Origin of the sequence: Ectobacillus panaciterrae DSM 19096 (assembly GCF_000430785.1) — a bacterium.
Lineage (GTDB): Bacteria > Bacillota > Bacilli > Bacillales > Bacillaceae_G > Ectobacillus > Ectobacillus panaciterrae.
On the sequence record NZ_AUMR01000054.1, the window covers coordinates 23,115 to 38,542 of the forward strand.

Annotated in this window: 15 protein-coding genes, 2 rRNA genes and 1 riboswitch; of the genes, 2 read left to right on the plus strand and 15 right to left on the minus strand. The window is 44.1% G+C overall.

The window, feature by feature from the left end; all coding sequences use genetic code 11:
* Positions 1-7: 7 nt before the first annotated feature.
* A complete protein-coding gene (gene pcrB, locus H540_RS0113980) occupies positions 8-697 on the minus strand; it encodes a heptaprenylglyceryl phosphate synthase (RefSeq protein WP_028401208.1) in 690 nt (229 codons plus the stop codon).
* Between the two features lie 171 nt (positions 698-868).
* On the opposite strand from pcrB, the gene H540_RS0113985 reads away from it, so the two are divergent.
* Positions 869-1,261, plus strand: a complete 393-nt coding sequence (locus tag H540_RS0113985; RefSeq protein WP_034671017.1) for a YgaP family membrane protein — start codon at positions 869-871, stop codon at positions 1,259-1,261.
* Positions 1,262-1,588: 327 nt separating this feature from the next.
* On the opposite strand, the gene purD is transcribed toward H540_RS0113985, so the two are convergent.
* The 12 genes from purD to purE form a co-directional block, all read right to left on the minus strand.
* Entirely contained in the window at positions 1,589-2,851 is a 1,263-nt protein-coding gene (purD, locus tag H540_RS0113990) for a phosphoribosylamine--glycine ligase (RefSeq protein WP_028401210.1), read from the minus strand.
* Positions 2,852-2,863: 12 nt separating this feature from the next.
* Positions 2,864-4,396 carry a bifunctional phosphoribosylaminoimidazolecarboxamide formyltransferase/IMP cyclohydrolase gene (purH, locus tag H540_RS0113995; protein ID WP_028401211.1) on the minus strand — a complete coding sequence of 511 codons (1,533 nt, stop codon included), beginning with the start codon at positions 4,394-4,396 and terminating at the stop codon, positions 2,864-2,866.
* A complete protein-coding gene (purN, locus tag H540_RS0114000) occupies positions 4,396-4,968 on the minus strand; it encodes a phosphoribosylglycinamide formyltransferase (protein ID WP_034671018.1) in 573 nt (190 codons plus the stop codon). The genes purH and purN overlap by 1 nt, the downstream gene beginning before the upstream one ends.
* Positions 4,965-6,005 carry a phosphoribosylformylglycinamidine cyclo-ligase gene (gene purM, locus H540_RS0114005; RefSeq protein WP_028401213.1) on the minus strand — a complete coding sequence of 347 codons (1,041 nt, stop codon included), beginning with the start codon at positions 6,003-6,005 and terminating at the stop codon, positions 4,965-4,967. Before purM ends, purN begins: the two co-directional genes overlap by 4 nt.
* Before the next feature lie 46 nt (positions 6,006-6,051).
* Positions 6,052-7,461, minus strand: coding sequence for an amidophosphoribosyltransferase (purF, locus tag H540_RS0114010; protein ID WP_028401214.1), 1,410 nt, complete (start codon positions 7,459-7,461; stop codon positions 6,052-6,054).
* Positions 7,446-9,659, minus strand: coding sequence for a phosphoribosylformylglycinamidine synthase subunit PurL (gene purL / locus H540_RS0114015; RefSeq protein ID WP_028401215.1), 2,214 nt, complete (start codon positions 9,657-9,659; stop codon positions 7,446-7,448). Before purL ends, purF begins: the two co-directional genes overlap by 16 nt.
* The gene (purQ, locus tag H540_RS0114020; protein ID WP_028401216.1) at positions 9,643-10,326 is read right to left on the minus strand and encodes a phosphoribosylformylglycinamidine synthase subunit PurQ; all 684 of its coding nucleotides are present in this window, start codon (positions 10,324-10,326) and stop codon (positions 9,643-9,645) included. Before purQ ends, purL begins: the two co-directional genes overlap by 17 nt.
* Positions 10,323-10,577, minus strand: coding sequence for a phosphoribosylformylglycinamidine synthase subunit PurS (gene purS / locus H540_RS0114025; protein ID WP_028401217.1), 255 nt, complete (start codon positions 10,575-10,577; stop codon positions 10,323-10,325). The genes purQ and purS overlap by 4 nt, the downstream gene beginning before the upstream one ends.
* A complete protein-coding gene (gene purC, locus H540_RS0114030; RefSeq protein ID WP_028401218.1) occupies positions 10,570-11,289 on the minus strand; it encodes a phosphoribosylaminoimidazolesuccinocarboxamide synthase in 720 nt (239 codons plus the stop codon). Before purC ends, purS begins: the two co-directional genes overlap by 8 nt.
* An 88-nt stretch (positions 11,290-11,377) precedes the next feature.
* Positions 11,378-12,673: an adenylosuccinate lyase gene (gene purB / locus H540_RS0114035; protein ID WP_028401219.1), complete on the minus strand. Its 1,296-nt coding sequence runs from the start codon at positions 12,671-12,673 to the stop codon at positions 11,378-11,380.
* Entirely contained in the window at positions 12,670-13,815 is a 1,146-nt protein-coding gene (gene purK, locus H540_RS0114040; RefSeq protein ID WP_028401220.1) for a 5-(carboxyamino)imidazole ribonucleotide synthase, read from the minus strand. Before purK ends, purB begins: the two co-directional genes overlap by 4 nt.
* On the minus strand, positions 13,812-14,294 hold the full coding sequence (purE, locus tag H540_RS0114045) for a 5-(carboxyamino)imidazole ribonucleotide mutase (RefSeq protein ID WP_028401221.1): 483 nt from the start codon (positions 14,292-14,294) through the stop codon (positions 13,812-13,814). The genes purK and purE overlap by 4 nt, the downstream gene beginning before the upstream one ends.
* A 95-nt stretch (positions 14,295-14,389) precedes the next feature.
* A riboswitch (purine riboswitch) is annotated at positions 14,390-14,491 on the minus strand.
* Between the two features lie 301 nt (positions 14,492-14,792).
* Here purE and H540_RS0114050 point away from each other — a divergent pair.
* Entirely contained in the window at positions 14,793-15,074 is a 282-nt protein-coding gene (locus H540_RS0114050; RefSeq protein ID WP_028401222.1) for an HD-GYP domain-containing protein, read from the plus strand.
* Between the two features lie 82 nt (positions 15,075-15,156).
* On the opposite strand, the gene rrf is transcribed toward H540_RS0114050, so the two are convergent.
* Positions 15,157-15,272 (minus strand): 5S ribosomal RNA (gene rrf / locus H540_RS0114055).
* A 50-nt stretch (positions 15,273-15,322) separates the two neighbouring features.
* Positions 15,323-15,428: ribosomal RNA gene (locus H540_RS0114060) — 23S ribosomal RNA — on the minus strand; the annotation flags it as partial.

A 15,428-nucleotide genomic window follows, 5' to 3' on the forward strand; every position in this document is an offset into this window, starting at 1 on the left:
ACCTTCCTTACTCTCCCTTAACTGCTTGTACCGTACGCAATGCTTCTTTCACGTCCGAATAAATTAAATTGCCGACTACTACTGTATCAGCATGCTGTGCCATCTCTTTTGCCTGTTCTGCAGTTTGAATGCCGCCACCATAATATAAACGCGCGGACTGCAGCTCTCGTTTTACTTGCTTGACAAGCTCAGGGTCACCATACGTTCCGCTGTATTCCAAATAGAAAATCGGAAGACGGAACAGCTTGTCTGCCATACGTGCATATGCAATTACATCATCATTGCTTAGATCACAATTTGCTTCTGTCAGCTCGGCAACTTTAGAATCGGCATTTAACACGCAATAGCCTTCCATCAGAATTTCTTCCCAGTTCATGATATCCCCGAATTCCTTCAGCGCCTCATGGTGCAATCCTGTAATCCACTGCAGATTGCGGCTGTTCAAGACGGACGGTATGTAATAGTAATCAAAACCTGGTGTTACGGACTCTAAAGAAGATACCTCTAATACGCAAGGTACTGTATATCTGCGAATGCTTGATAGCATGAATAATACGTTGTCCAGTGTAATGCCGTCGCTTCCGCCGACAATGACAGCGTCTGTTCCGGACTCACAAATTCTTTCTAAGTCTTCTTCACTCAGTTCTTTGTTCGGGTCGAGCTTGAATACATGTTTCCATTCTTTTATATCATACATAGAAACACCTCTTTCCTACGTTGTGCATTATTACATTATAGCAAAAATTTATGAATTAACGTACCGGAGAAACTTACCTTTAGCTTATCCTAAATGTTGGATTGTATAGAGACAGCATGAGGAGAGACAATAAAAAACGAAATAAATGGTTTATTTCAATACTAAGGAGAAATGGAGCTGTTTCGCGTGTTTAAACCAAACATCGGCACGTTGAATGCCCTGATTCGTATTATGGTCGGGTTAACGATAGTAAGCTTCGCAACAGCTAAGCTTGTACGCAAGCCTTGGTGCTTCGCTCCTAAGCTGTTCGTTGTACTCGGAGCAATGAAGGTAGCAGAAGGCATCGTTCGCTTTTGTCCGGTTACAGAAGCATTCAAGCTGAGCAAATACATGAATTTACCTTTCATGGACTTGATGGAAAAGGGACAGTCTAATAACCAAGAAGCACATAACACAAAGCAGCATGATGAGCCTTCACATCATGATAACAAAAAGTCTTATGATGCTTCTGACAAGGAAATCGAGGCAGAGATAGCAGCGGTTCTGGGTACGAAATCACATTGAATTCTGAAGTAGAATCCAGCTTCTCTGTCACGCACCGCAACGATGGAGTTTCCTTCTACCACATACCGACGGCTAGCGCTTGAACAAGCGCTAGCCGTTTTTTCAAACAGAAATTATAAAATTTCGCGGTAATGCTCCCCTATTGCCTGCTTTTAAACATCATGCTCTCTACGACATACAAAAAACGCATGCTTAGCGTCCGGCTTTGAGTGTTACTATATTTGACCGCCCTGTACTCGCCTAAAAAGAACTGAGCACGGGTTTCTTCTCCCGTGCTCAGTTTTTAACAGAAGTCTTGCTCAGCCCCTCAGGGCAAGCTAGACAGCTTTATACAGTTATATAATCGATTGCTTTTTGTCCAATATCAGAACGGTAAAACAAACCTTCGCTCTCGATATTTTCTATTTCTTTGTAAGCTTGTTCTTTTGCCGAAGACAAATCTTTTCCTCGACAAGCGACAAATAACACGCGGCCGCCGTTTGTTACGAACTCCCCGTCCTTCATAGCAGTGCCTGCATGGAAAACAAGAGCTTGATCGCTTACTTTGTCTAACCCTTTGATTACGAACCCTTTTTCATAGCTGTCCGGATAGCCTTTTGCAGCAAGAACCACACCTACAACAGCATCTTCTGACCATTCCAGCTGCACTTCTTTTCCATCTAACACGTTCAGCATTACTTCCACTAGATCGTTTTCCAGACGCGGAAGGACAACCTCGGTCTCTGGATCGCCAAAGCGTGCATTGAATTCAATTACTTTTGGCCCTTCAGCTGTTAAAATAAGACCTGCATACAGTATACCTGTAAAAGATCGGTTTTCTTTTATCATCGCAGCTGCGACAGGGTGCAGCACCGTTTCTACCGCTTGTTCGACAGAGCTTTCCGGAATTTGCGGAACTGGTGAATATGCTCCCATACCGCCTGTATTCGGTCCTTTATCTCCGTCAAAGGCACGTTTATGATCTTGCGAGATAACCATCGGATACACATTCGTTCCATTTACAAATGCCATCAATGAAAACTCTTGTCCTTCCAAAAACTCTTCAATTACAACCTTCTTGCTTGCTTCGCCGAATTTTGCATCCAGCATCATTTCTTTTACAGCTGCAAGCGCATCTTCCTTCGTCATCGCTACCGTAACACCCTTGCCGGCTGCCAATCCATCCGCTTTAATCACAATAGGCGCCCCGACATGCTCGATATATGCCGCTGCTTGTTCATATTCTGTAAATGTTTCATAAGCAGCAGTCGGAATGCTGTACTTTTTCATTAAATCTTTTGTAAAAGCTTTGCTGCCTTCAATCACTGCAGCTTCTTGACGCGGGCCGAACACACGAAGACCCGCTTCCTCAAAGTAGTTCACAATTCCGTTCGTTAACGGAACTTCCGGACCAACAATCGTTAGCTCGATTTCTTTTTCCTTTGCAAATGCAACCAATGCAGCAAAGTCATTTTCATCAATAGCAGCTAATTCTGCCACGTCACGCATACCTTCGTTGCCCGGTGCCACATATACTTTATGCGCAGATTGCGCCAGCTTCCATGCCAGCGCATGCTCGCGGCCGCCGCGGCCAATCACTAAAACGTTCATGCTTTCTCCCCCTTAGTGTTTAAAGTGACGAACTCCAGTGAATACCATCGCGATTCCATATTCATCCGCTTTTTTAATGGAATCTTCATCACGGATAGAACCGCCAGGCTGGATGATAGCTGTTACGCCTGCTTTTGCAGCTGCTTCCACTGTATCATTCATAGGGAAGAACGCATCAGACCCAAGCGCTGAGCCTTGCGCTTTCTCTCCTGCCTGTGTAATTGCGATGTTCGCTGCGCCCACACGGTTCATTTGTCCTGCGCCTACACCGATTGTCATGTTATCTTTCGCTAAAACGATTGCGTTAGATTTCACATGCTTTACTACTTTCCAAGCAAGCTTCAAGTCTTCCCACTCTTGCTCTGTAGGCTGACGCTTTGTCGGAATTGTAACGTTCGCATCTTCTAAAGAAAGAACATCTTCCTCTTGTACTAATAAGCCGCCTTGTACAGACGTAATTTTATTTGTAGCTTCACCTTTTGCGATATCTACTGTAAGAAGACGAAGGTTTTTCTTTCCTTGCAGTACTTCTAACGCTTCCTTGGAGAAGGAAGGCGCAATAATGATTTCTAAGAAAATTTCATGCAGCTTCTCTGCTGTCGCTTTATCGATTTCACGGTTTGCCGCAACAATGCCTCCGAAGATAGAAACTGGATCTGCTTCATAAGCGCGTTGGTAAGCTTCGTAAATGTCTGTACCTACTCCCACGCCGCAAGGATTCATATGCTTCACTGCTACTACAGCCGGTTCTGCAAATTCTTTTACAATGCTAAGCGCTGCATCTGCATCGTTAATATTGTTGTAGGATAGTTCTTTCCCGTGCAGCTGTTCTGCATATGCAATAGAAGAAGCTGCTGCAAACGGGCTCTTATAGAAGGCAGCCTTTTGATGCGGATTTTCGCCGTAGCGTAAATCTTGCTTTTTCTCAAATGTTACAGTAATTGTTTCAGGGCTTTCTTCTCCTACTTGCTTCGTTAAGTATTCAGAGATTAATGCATCGTATGCCGCTGTATGACGGAACACTTTTGCTGCAAGCTTGCGCTTAACCTCTTTTGATACCTCGCCGCCTTCTTTCAGTTCGGAAAGTACAGTCTCATAGTCAGCAGGATCTACAACAACTGTTACGTATTCATGGTTTTTCGCTGCAGAGCGGATCATTGTCGGGCCGCCGATATCAATGTTTTCAATTGCATCTTCAAATGTTACATCCGGCTTCGAAATTGTTTCTTTAAACGGATATAAGTTTACAACAACGAAATCAATTGGCTGAATGCCAAGCTCGTTCATTTGTGCAACGTGTGTTTCGTTATCACGAACCGCCAATAAGCCTCCGTGAATGTTCGGATGAAGGGTTTTCACGCGGCCGTCCATGATTTCTGGAAAACCTGTTACATCAGAAATTCCGATTACGTTTAAGCCGTTTTCTTGTAATAGCTTTTTCGTACCGCCTGTAGAAATAACTTCTACTCCTTGTTCAATGAGCCCTTTTACAAACTCAACAATACCTGTTTTATTGGATACACTTACTAACGCACGTTTTGTCATTACGCTCTCGCTCCTGTTAATAAATTTCCGATCGTCTGGATATACAATCGATGCTCTGTTGCTTGAATTTTTCTTTGCAAGCTTTCGCGTGTATCGCTCTCATCAATACGGACTGCCTCCTGAGCAATAACCGGCCCTGTATCCATTCCCTCATCAACGTAGTGAATGGTTACGCCTGTCAGCTTGACGCCGGCCTGCAGCGCTTGACCGATTGCATCCTTTCCGGGAAAGCTCGGCAGCAAGGATGGATGAATATTCACAATGCGGCCAGTATAAGAGCCTAATAGTACATTACCAATTAAACGCATGTAGCCCGCAAGGAAAATCCAATCGATACTGTGAGCTTTAAGCTGTTCTAAAATATCTGTTTCAAAGGCTTCCTTCGAAGGATAGCTTTTAGGTGAAAATACAAATGTCGGAATACCGTGGTTTGCTGCCCGTTCAATCGCTTTTGCCTCTTGCTTATCGCATACGAGTAAGCCAATTTCCACCGCCAGCTCACCAGCGCTTACCGCATCTATTATCGCTTGAAAATTAGAGCCGGTTCCCGATGCAAATACCGCTATTTTCATTCTAATGCGCCTCCGCCGAACGTTACGCCTTCTTCCGCTGTTGTTCTGCCGATAATGTAGGCTTTTTCTCCTTGCGCCTCTAACAGCTCAATCACATTTACGAGATCTGCTTCTTTCACGACGAGTACCATGCCGATTCCCATATTGAAAATGTTGAACATTTCTTTTCGGCTTAGCTTTCCTGTTTCCTGCAGCAAATCAAAAATCGGCTGAATCGGCCAAGAACCGTAGTCGATTTCTGCACCAATTCCTTCAGGAAGCATACGTGGAATGTTTTCAATGAAACCGCCGCCTGTAATATGCGCCATTCCTTTTACTTCGAACTTTTTCAGAACTTCTAGAATCGGTTTGACATAAATACGTGTCGGACGCAGCAATTCTTCACCGAGCGTTGTTTGAAGATTGCCATACGTTTCATGAAGAGAGAGCTTTCCGTCTTCTAAAAGCACTTTGCGAACGAGTGAGTAGCCATTGCTGTGGATACCACTAGAAGAAAGGCCAATTAACACATCCCCCGCTTCAATGCTTTGCCCTGTAATGAGTTTCTTCTTATCAGCAATACCAACTGTAAAACCAGCTAAATCATACTCATTTTCAGAATACATGCCTGGCATTTCCGCTGTTTCGCCGCCAATTAAGGAACAACCTGCTTGCTCACAACCGGTCGCTACACCTTTTACGATGCTCTCGATACGTGCCGGATCCGCTTTTCCGCACGCGATGTAATCCAAGAAGAAAATCGGCTCTGCTCCTTGCACGACAACGTCGTTCACACACATAGCAACCGCATCAATGCCGATCGTATCATGCTGATCCATCATGAATGCAAGCATAAGCTTCGTTCCGACTCCGTCTGTACCAGAGACAAGAACCGGCTCCTCCAGGCCGAATTTTGAGATATCGAACATGCCCCCAAATCCGCCTAAGCCTCCAAGCACTTCCGGACGCATCGTTTTTTGTACGTGCTTCTTCATGCGGGATACCGCTTCGTATCCTGCTTCAATATCGACTCCTGCTTGTTTATACGAATTTGCCATTTTAACTGCCCCTTTCTGAAAAGACTTCTACCGAAGTAGAAGTCTCTTAACTCTGCTGGTGTACAAGTTCATCTTCATAAATCGGCGTCGGGTAATTTCCGTTAAAGCACGCCATGCATTGACCGCCGCATCCATTTGTATGCTTTCGATCAATTGCTTCTACTAAACCATCTTCACTTAAAAAAGCTAGAGAATCCGCACCGATCAGATCACGCATTTCTTCTATGCTATGATTGGACGCAATTAGCTCCTCGCGCGTAGATGTATCAATACCGTAGTAGCACGGATTTACAATCGGCGGTGCCGCAATGCGAACATGTACCTCTGTCGCTCCTGCGTCGCGAAGCATTTGTACGATGTGACGGCTTGTTGTACCACGCACGATGGAATCATCAATCATCACGACGCGTTTTCCTTCAACAATGCCGCGCACTGGCGAAAGCTTCATTTTCACGCCGCGCTCACGCAGCTCTTGCGAAGGCTGTATGAACGTCCGCCCTACATAACGGTTTTTAATTAAGCCAAGCTCATAGGGAATCCCTGTTGCTTCCGCAAATCCGATTGCCGCAGAGATGCTGGAATCCGGAACGCCCGTTACAACATCCGCCTCAACCGGCGCTTCCTTAGCAAGCTTTTTCCCCATGTTTTTGCGAGCGGCATGAACGTTAATGCCGTCAATGCTGCTGTCAGGACGAGAGAAATAAATATATTCCATGCTGCAAATTGCATGCTGTGTTTCCGTTGTAAACACTTGCGATTCTAAGCCTTCATCCGAAATGATCAACAGCTCGCCCGGCTCCACGTCACGAATGTAAGTAGCGCCGACAATGTCAAAAGCGCATGTTTCAGAAGCAACGACATAGGCATCCCCAAGCTTGCCGAGCGCCAGCGGACGGAATCCGTTCGGGTCCAGCGCCACAAGAAGATGCGTTTCTGTCATGATTAAAAATGCATACGCACCTTGGATTTTGTTCAATGCCACTTTTACCCGGTCTACTAACGGAAATTCATTATGACGTCTTAATAAGTGGGCAAGCACTTCTGTATCGGAAGTTGTTTGAAAAATGCTGCCCTGCCTTTCAAGCTCATGCTTCAAGCGATTAGCATTAACAAGGTTGCCGTTATGCGCAAGGGCAAGGCTTCCTGTTTGGGAGTGGAAGAGCAACGGCTGTACGTTCTCGTAGCCGCCTCCTCCTGCCGTCGCATAGCGCACATGCCCAATTGCCGCATTTCCACCCAGCATATCAAGCTCTCCATGCGAAAATACTTCTGTAATTAAGCCTAGTCCTTTATGGCCGATCAACTTCTCTCCATCGTTAACGACAATTCCTGCGCCTTCCTGTCCGCGGTGCTGCAGGCTGTGGAGACCGTAATATGCGATTTGCGCCGCATTTTTATGTCCCCAGATTCCGAAAACACCACATTCTTCATTTAAGCCTTTTATTTCAGCAAGCATGGAATTGCTCCTTTCCAGGCTGTTCTCATCTTCTGAACATCCAAATTGACAAGCTCCTCCTTCTCACCACGAATGACGAGTTTGCTTGTATCCGTTACTTCTCCAATATGATAAGCCTCTACTGCCTGTTCAAACGCTGCTTGATGCTCACGCTTTACAGACACGAGGAAGCGGGATTGTGTCTCCGCAAATAAAGCCACAACAGCTTCACCTGCTACTTGCACGTCTGCGCCAAGAGCTGTGCCCATAAGGGATTCCGCAAGCGCTGTCGCAAGGCCGCCCTCCGCAAGATCATGCGCGGACTGTACAAGTCCTGTTTGAATAGCTGCCAGCAATTGCTTTTGGCGTTTTGCCTCTGTTTCTAAATCGATGCTTGGAGATTTTCCAAAAATCTTTCCATTCAGCATTTTTTGAAGTTCGCTGCCGCCGAACTCCTCTTTTGTTTCGCCAATTACATACACAAGATCGCCCGCTTGCTTGAACTCTTGCGTCGTTACATGTGCAAGATCATGCACGAGTCCAACCATGCCGACTGTCGGAGTTGGGTATATTGCCTCGCCGCTTCGTTCATTGTAAAGGGAAACGTTACCGCCGATAACCGGAGTAGCCAATGTACGACAAGCTGCGCTCATACCCTCTACGGACTTTTCGATTTGCCAGAAAATCTCTGGCTTTTCAGGGTTTCCGTAGTTTAAGCAGTCTGTAATTGCCAACGGCTCAGCTCCAGAGCACACAATATTGCGCGCCGCTTCTGCCACAGCAATTTTTCCGCCTGTTTCTGGATCTAAATAAATGTAGCGGGAGTTACAATCCGTTGTCATCGCAAGCGCCTTATTCGTTCCGCGCACACGAACGACCGCTGCATCAGAACCCGGTGTTACAACTGTACTCGTACGCACTTGATAATCGTATTGATCGTATACCCATTCCTTGCTTGCAATGGTAGGCTGACTGAGAAGAGCAAGCAATGTTTCGTTATAATCTTCAACTTGCGGCGTTTCAACGTTCATGTTTTGGAACTCCGCGAAGTAAGCTGGTTCTTTGGACGGTTTATGGTACACAGGTGCTTCTTCTGCTAAAGCATCAGCTGGAACTTCTGCAACCATTTCACCTTTATGGAATAGACGAAGCATTTTATCATCTGTTACTTTTCCGATTGCAACTGCTGCTAAGTCGTACTTTTTGAATAAGTCCACGATTTCTTGCTCGCGGCCTTTTTTCACGACGATGAGCATGCGCTCTTGGGACTCGGACAGCATCATTTCATAAGCTGTCATGCCTGTTTCACGCTGCGGTACGTCATCTAAATACATTTCAATACCCATGCCGGCTTTGCTTGCCATCTCCGCAGAAGAAGATGTTAAGCCCGCTGCACCCATGTCTTGAATACCAACAAGTGCGTCTGATTTTACAAGCTCCAAGCAAGCTTCCAGAAGGAGCTTCTCCATGAACGGATCTCCCACCTGTACAGCCGGACGCTTGGATTCGGATTCCTCGGACAATTCTTCAGATGCGAACGTAGCACCGTGAATACCGTCACGTCCTGTAGAAGCACCCACGTACATCACTGTGTTGCCAGCCCCATGCGCTTGCCCTTTTTTAATGTCTTCATGGTTAATGAGACCTACGCACATCGCATTTACAAGAGGATTTCCTTCATAACACGGGTCGAATTGCACTTCGCCGCCGACAGTAGGAATTCCGATACAGTTGCCGTACCCTGCGATGCCCGCTACGACTTCCTCAAACAAATATTTTACGCGAGGTGTTTTCAGCTCACCGAAACGTAAAGAATTTAATAGAGCAATCGGACGAGAACCCATGGAGAATACGTCGCGAATGATACCGCCTACGCCTGTAGCTGCACCTTGGTACGGCTCGATAGCGGATGGGTGGTTATGGCTCTCAATCTTGAATACAACCGCTTGATTGTCGCCGATGTCTACGATTCCAGCTCCCTCACCCGGACCTTGCAGGACGCGCTCTCCTGTTGTCGGAAACTTGCGAAGCACTGGCTTAGAGTTTTTATAGCTGCAATGCTCAGACCACATAACAGAGAATAGACCAAGTTCTGTATAGTTAGGAAGACGTCCGATAATGTTCTTCACCATTCCAAATTCTTCGTCTGAAAGCCCCATTTCTGCGTAAATCTTCTTTTCTTCAATTTGTTGCGGACTTGGCTCAAGCAGTAACGACATGACGTTCCCTCCAGTGTTTCAAAATTGATTGGAAGAGCTTTAATCCGTCAGCTCCACCTAATAATGCATCTACGGCACGCTCAGGATGCGGCATCATGCCAAGAACGTTGCCTTGTTCATTTATAATCCCTGCAATATCAGAAATGCTTCCATTTGGATTGCCTGCATAACGGAAAGCGATTTGATTGTTTTCTTCTAATTTTTTCAATGTTTCTTCATCACAATAATAATTGCCCTCACCATGAGCAATTGGAATGTTGATTGCTTCGCCTTGCTCATATTGTGATGTGAACATTGTGTTGTTGTTTTCTACACGAAGCTCCACCGTACGGCACATAAATTTCAAGTCTTTATTGCGGATTAATGCGCCTGGCAGAAGACCCGCTTCTACTAAAATTTGAAATCCGTTACATACGCCCAACACTGGCTTCCCTGCTGCTGCCGCTTCTTTAACGGCGTTCATCACGTTGGAGAATTGAGAGATGGCACCGCAGCGAAGGTAATCCCCGTAGGAAAACCCTCCTGGAATAAGGACAGCATCGTATTCATCTAAGCTTTTCGCATCGTGCCAAACGTACTCAACTTCCTCGCCTAATTCATCTTGAATCGCATGATACATGTCTACATCACAGTTCGATCCTGGAAAAACGATTACGGCAAATTTCACTGTGCGACTACCTCCTCAACTTCATAGCGATAATCTTCAATTACTACATTTGTCAGCAATTTTTCACACATTTCTTTTACCATGCTGTCGATATCTTCTACAGTATTCTCAATTGTCAGCTCCATGTACTTTCCGATGCGAACATCTTGAACAGCTTTAAAATCAAGGCTGTGAAGCGCTCCTTTTACTGCAGTACCTTGCGGGTCTAGTACACTTTCTCTTAATGTGACAAATACTTTTACCTTAAACATGTGAAATTCCCCCTAATCGTTTTAAGATTTCTTCATAGGCATCCGTTAAATTACCGAGGTCACGGCGAAATACGTCTTTATCGAACTTTTCATTGCTATTTAAATCCCATAAGCGGCATGTATCCGGTGAAATTTCATCCGCAAGCAGAATTTCTCCTTCTGCTGTTATACCGAACTCCAGCTTGAAATCCACTAATCTAACTTGGCAGCTTGCAAAGTGAGCTGTTAATACATCGTTTACTCGTAAAGCCAAAGCGCGCAATGCTTGCAGCTGCTCTGGTGTTGCTGCTTGCAAGATACGGATATGATCTTCTGTTACAAGCGGATCTCCGAGTGCATCGTCCTTGTAGTAAAACTCCACAATTGGTGCTTCAAGCAAAGTGCCTTCCTCCATGCCAATACGCTTGGACAAGCTTCCTGCTATAATGTTGCGGACAACAACTTCAAGAGGAATGATTTGTACCTTTTGAACAAGCTGCTCTGTTTCAGAAAGCTTCTCGATGAAATGGCTTGGGATACCTGCATCCTTTAATTTGTCAAACAGCAAGCTCGTAATTTCATTATTCAAACGGCCTTTTCCAGAAATCGTCTCTTTTTTCTCCCCATTAAAGGCAGTTGCGCTATCTTTATATTCTACCCAAACAACGTTTTCTTGCTCTGTGCGATATATTCTCTTTGCTTTTCCTTCATACAGCAGTTCCAGCTTTTCCATATCACAAGCCTCCTGTTTTTCTCAATAATTAGAAAGCGTCTAGTCAAATAAAAGGGCACAGAACGTAATTCTGTGCCATATCCAGTTATCAATCCAAACCAAGTCGCGTAAAGATTGTATCTACGTGCTGCAGATGGTACTCGTAGTTAAAGCACTCATCGATATCCGCTTGTGTCAGCTTGCTTGTAATGCGCTCGTCAGACTCAACAAGCTGCTTGAATGGAACTTGTGTTTCCCAAGCTTCCATAGCTTTCGGCTGCACGATGTCATAAGCTTCTTCACGTACCATACCCTTATCAATCAAAGAAAGCATCACGCGCTGAGAGTAGATTAATCCGTATGTTCTTTGCATGTTACGCTTCATATTTTCAGGGAAAACCGTTAAGTTTTTCACAATGTTGCTGAAGCGGTTCAACATGTAATTTAATCCAATTGTCGCATCTGGCAAAATGATGCGTTCTGCAGAGGAGTGTGAAATATCACGTTCGTGCCAAAGCGGTACATTTTCATACGCTGTTAACATATAGCCGCGAATTACGCGTGCAATACCTGTCATGTTTTCAGAACCAATTGGGTTACGTTTATGCGGCATCGCAGATGATCCTTTTTGTCCTTTTGCAAAGAATTCTTCCACTTCACGTGTTTCGCTCTTTTGCAAACCACGAATTTCTACAGCCATTTTTTCGATAGAAGTTGCAATTAACGCCAACGTTGCCATGTAATGCGCATGACGGTCACGCTGTAACGTTTGTGTAGAAATCGGTGCTGCTTCTAAACCAAGCTTCTCGCACACGTATTTCTCTACGAACGGATCGATATTTGCATACGTACCAACTGCACCGGAAATTTTTCCTGCGCGTACGCTGTCTGCCGCTTGCTTGAAGCGCTCTAGATTGCGTTTCATTTCTTCGTACCAAAGCGCAAGCTTCAAACCAAATGTTGTCGGCTCTGCATGTACACCGTGCGTACGGCCCATCATTACTGTATATTTGTGCTCTTTCGCTTTGTTTTTCAAGATTTCAATGAAGTTGTTTAAATCTTTATATAAAATATCGTTTGCTTGCTTTAATAAATAAGATAACGCAGTGTCTACCACATCTGTTGATGTTAAGCCATAGTGCACCCATTTACGCTCTTCGCCTAATGTTTCAGAAACAGCTCTTGTAAATGCTACTACATCGTGACGCGTTTCTTCTTCGATTTCATAAATACGGTTGATATTAAAAGCTGCGTTTTCACGAAGCTTTTTCACATCTTCCTTTGGAATGTCTCCCAATTCAGCCCACGCTTCACACGCAAGAATTTCAACCTCTAACCATGCCTGAAACTTGTTTTCTTCCGTCCAAATTGCACCCATTTCCGGGCGAGTATAACGACTGATCATTTTTTTACCTCCACCAATTGTTCTTCACGGTCCCATATGCCGAGCATTTGCACTTTACGCAAAGCCATTTCTACATCGCCTAAAATGTTCAAGTGTCCCATTTTCCGCTTCTGCTTCGCCTCTGCCTTTCCGTACAAATGCAGCTTGCAATCTGAAAATTGATTCACATTGCCAAGGACTCCTTCTATATGTTCTCCCAAAATATTCACCATAACAACCTGTGTTAATAAAGTTGTTTCGCCGAGCGGCCATCCGCATACAGCTCGAATGTGCTGCTGAAATTGATCTGTTTCACAGGAATCAATTGTAAAATGTCCAGAATTGTGGGGCCTTGGCGCCAATTCGTTTATATACAAACCGTCCTTCGTTACAAACATCTCAACAGCCAAAGTACCAACTAAATCCAATTCGTTCGCTAACGTCTCTGCACATTGAATTGCCTGTTCTGCCAATTCCGGTAAGATACGCGCTGGTACAATTGTTTCATGAAGAATATTCTCAACATGAATATTTTCTGCTACCGGAAATACCTTCGTTTCTCCCATCGTATTGCGCACGACAATGACTGATATTTCTTTCTCAAACGGAATCCAATCTTCCAAAATACATTCCTGTGATTGAATTAACTCATTTGCCTTTGAAACATCTGCCTCACTTTTTAAAACAACTTGACCTTTTCCGTCGTATCCACCCGTCGTTGTCTTTAAAACGCATGGATATGAAAACTCTTTAATTCCCTGCAACAAGTCTTGTTCAGTCTGAATCAATCGAAATGGCGCTACAGGAATACCTGCTTGAACAATCGCATTTTTCTCTGTATAACGATTTTGGGTCAACTGCAGCAATTTGCTTCCTTGCGGCAAATACGTATGCGCCTCTAGCCAGCACAAAGATTCATAATCAATGTTTTCAAATTCATACGTAATGACATCGCTCACTTTTGCAAGCTCTTCAATTGCATGCTTATCATTATAAGCGGCCACGATCTCTATATCTGCAATTTGTGCACAAGGAGAGTTCGGTGCTGGATCAAGCACCGCTATTTTATATCCCATCTCCCGCGCCGCCAAAGCCATCATTCTTCCAAGCTGTCCGCCGCCGATGATACCGATTGTCTGACCTGGCAAAATCACTCGTTTCATAGAAGCTCACTGCCTTCCAATACGCTTCGTTTTGTTTCTTCCCGTCTTTTTTCTAAAGCATCAAAAATTCTATCATCAAAAGCACCTAATATTTCTGCTGCAAGTAATCCCGCATTTACAGCCCCTGCTTTTCCAATTGCTACCGTCGCTACAGGAACGCCGCCGGGCATTTGCACAATAGATAACAAAGAATCCAATCCATTCAGCGCTTTAGACTGTACTGGTACGCCAATAACAGGGAGCGCCGTTTTCGCTGCCACCATGCCTGGCAGATGAGCAGCTCCTCCAGCACCAGCAATAATCACTTTAATTCCGCGCTCTCGTGCTGATTCTGCGTACTGGAACATATAATCCGGTGTTCGATGCGCTGATACTACCTGTTTCTCATACGGAATTTCTAACTGTTCCAAAATGTCACAAGCATGCTTCATCGTTTCCCAATCAGATGTACTTCCCATAATAACTCCGACTGTTGGCATATTCGCTCCCCCTCCAAATAAAAAGCCTGATATAGAATACTCCCTTGAGGGGAAAGTATTCTACTCAGGCATAGTGGTCCTGTACAAATAAAACATACCGAGCTACTTTCCCTCATAGTCCAACAATTCAAGGTCGTTGGGTAGAAACTCGCAGGCCCTATCCCCGCTATTATATGAGGTTTATTTTTTTTTCAATCTCCATCGTTATCTTACCAAGTATATAAGATAAGGTCAACAAAAAATCGAACATTTACATTGGAACTTTATAAAACATTCGTATTTCATGTGTATTTACGTATATTTCTGTAATATATCCCATTTCTTAGCTCTATCTGTAATTTTCATATATTATTATAACACTTTTCATTGACTTTTATATGATATTAAATGCATTATTCCTTTTGTAATATATTTTAGAAAATTTGTATTTTTTAAAAAATACATTATTTCAACTGTATTTATTTAATATACAACTATAAAATAAAGATGAACACATCTATGGTATTTGACGGGATTTTGCTGTCTATTGAAAAAGAGCTGGAAGAAATTGAACAGCAGCTTAATACCTTTCTTTCTAAAGATGCCTACACATATCGTCACAGCAAACGAGTATTTAAATATGCGGTAGACTTCTGCGATAAACTTGATTTAAGCGAAGCTGAAATGAAAACACTTATCTTAGGGGCCCTTATACATAATATCAGCAAGTTGGAAATACCTCGCAATATCATGTATAAGAAAGGCAAACTCGATCTGAGTTGCCTTTTCTTATTGTTTTGATATAAAGAATGATTTTATTCGGATTCACTAAGGAATGAAATAAAAAAAGACCGCTAATCATTTTTGATTAGCGGTCTTTTTTGCCTAGCGACGTCCTACTCTCACAGGGACAAGGTCCCAACTACCATCGGCGCTGAAGAGCTTAACTTCCGTGTTCGGTATGGGAACGGGTGTGACCTCTTCGCCATCATCACTAGACATATGAAGGATATTCCTTCAAAACTAGATAACATAAGATAAAGTGTATATTGGTTAAGCCCTCGATCGATTAGTATTCGTCAGCTCCACGTGTCACCACGCTTCCACCTCGAACCTATCAACCTGATCATCTTTCAGGGATCTTACTAGCTTGAC

Bases quoted from the DNA above. Each gene is read 5' to 3' on its own strand.
- pcrB (WP_028401208.1), bottom strand. From the start codon at position 697: ATGTATGATATAAAAGAATGGAAACATGTATTCAAGCTCGACCCGAAC.
- H540_RS0113985 (WP_034671017.1), top strand. From the start codon at position 869: ATGGAGCTGTTTCGCGTGTTTAAACCAAACATCGGCACGTTGAATGCC.
- purD (WP_028401210.1), bottom strand. From the start codon at position 2,851: ATGAACGTTTTAGTGATTGGCCGCGGCGGCCGCGAGCATGCGCTGGCA.
- purH (WP_028401211.1), bottom strand. From the start codon at position 4,396: ATGACAAAACGTGCGTTAGTAAGTGTATCCAATAAAACAGGTATTGTT.
- purN (WP_034671018.1), bottom strand. From the start codon at position 4,968: ATGAAAATAGCGGTATTTGCATCGGGAACCGGCTCTAATTTTCAAGCG.
- purM (WP_028401213.1), bottom strand. From the start codon at position 6,005: ATGGCAAATTCGTATAAACAAGCAGGAGTCGATATTGAAGCAGGATAC.
- purF (WP_028401214.1), bottom strand. From the start codon at position 7,461: ATGCTTGCTGAAATAAAAGGCTTAAATGAAGAATGTGGTGTTTTCGGA.
- purL (WP_028401215.1), bottom strand. From the start codon at position 9,659: ATGTCGTTACTGCTTGAGCCAAGTCCGCAACAAATTGAAGAAAAGAAG.
- purS (WP_028401217.1), bottom strand. From the start codon at position 10,577: ATGTTTAAGGTAAAAGTATTTGTCACATTAAGAGAAAGTGTACTAGAC.
- purC (WP_028401218.1), bottom strand. From the start codon at position 11,289: ATGGAAAAGCTGGAACTGCTGTATGAAGGAAAAGCAAAGAGAATATAT.
- purB (WP_028401219.1), bottom strand. From the start codon at position 12,673: ATGATCAGTCGTTATACTCGCCCGGAAATGGGTGCAATTTGGACGGAA.
- purK (WP_028401220.1), bottom strand. From the start codon at position 13,815: ATGAAACGAGTGATTTTGCCAGGTCAGACAATCGGTATCATCGGCGGC.
- purE (WP_028401221.1), bottom strand. From the start codon at position 14,294: ATGCCAACAGTCGGAGTTATTATGGGAAGTACATCTGATTGGGAAACG.
- H540_RS0114050 (WP_028401222.1), top strand. From the start codon at position 14,793: ATGGTATTTGACGGGATTTTGCTGTCTATTGAAAAAGAGCTGGAAGAA.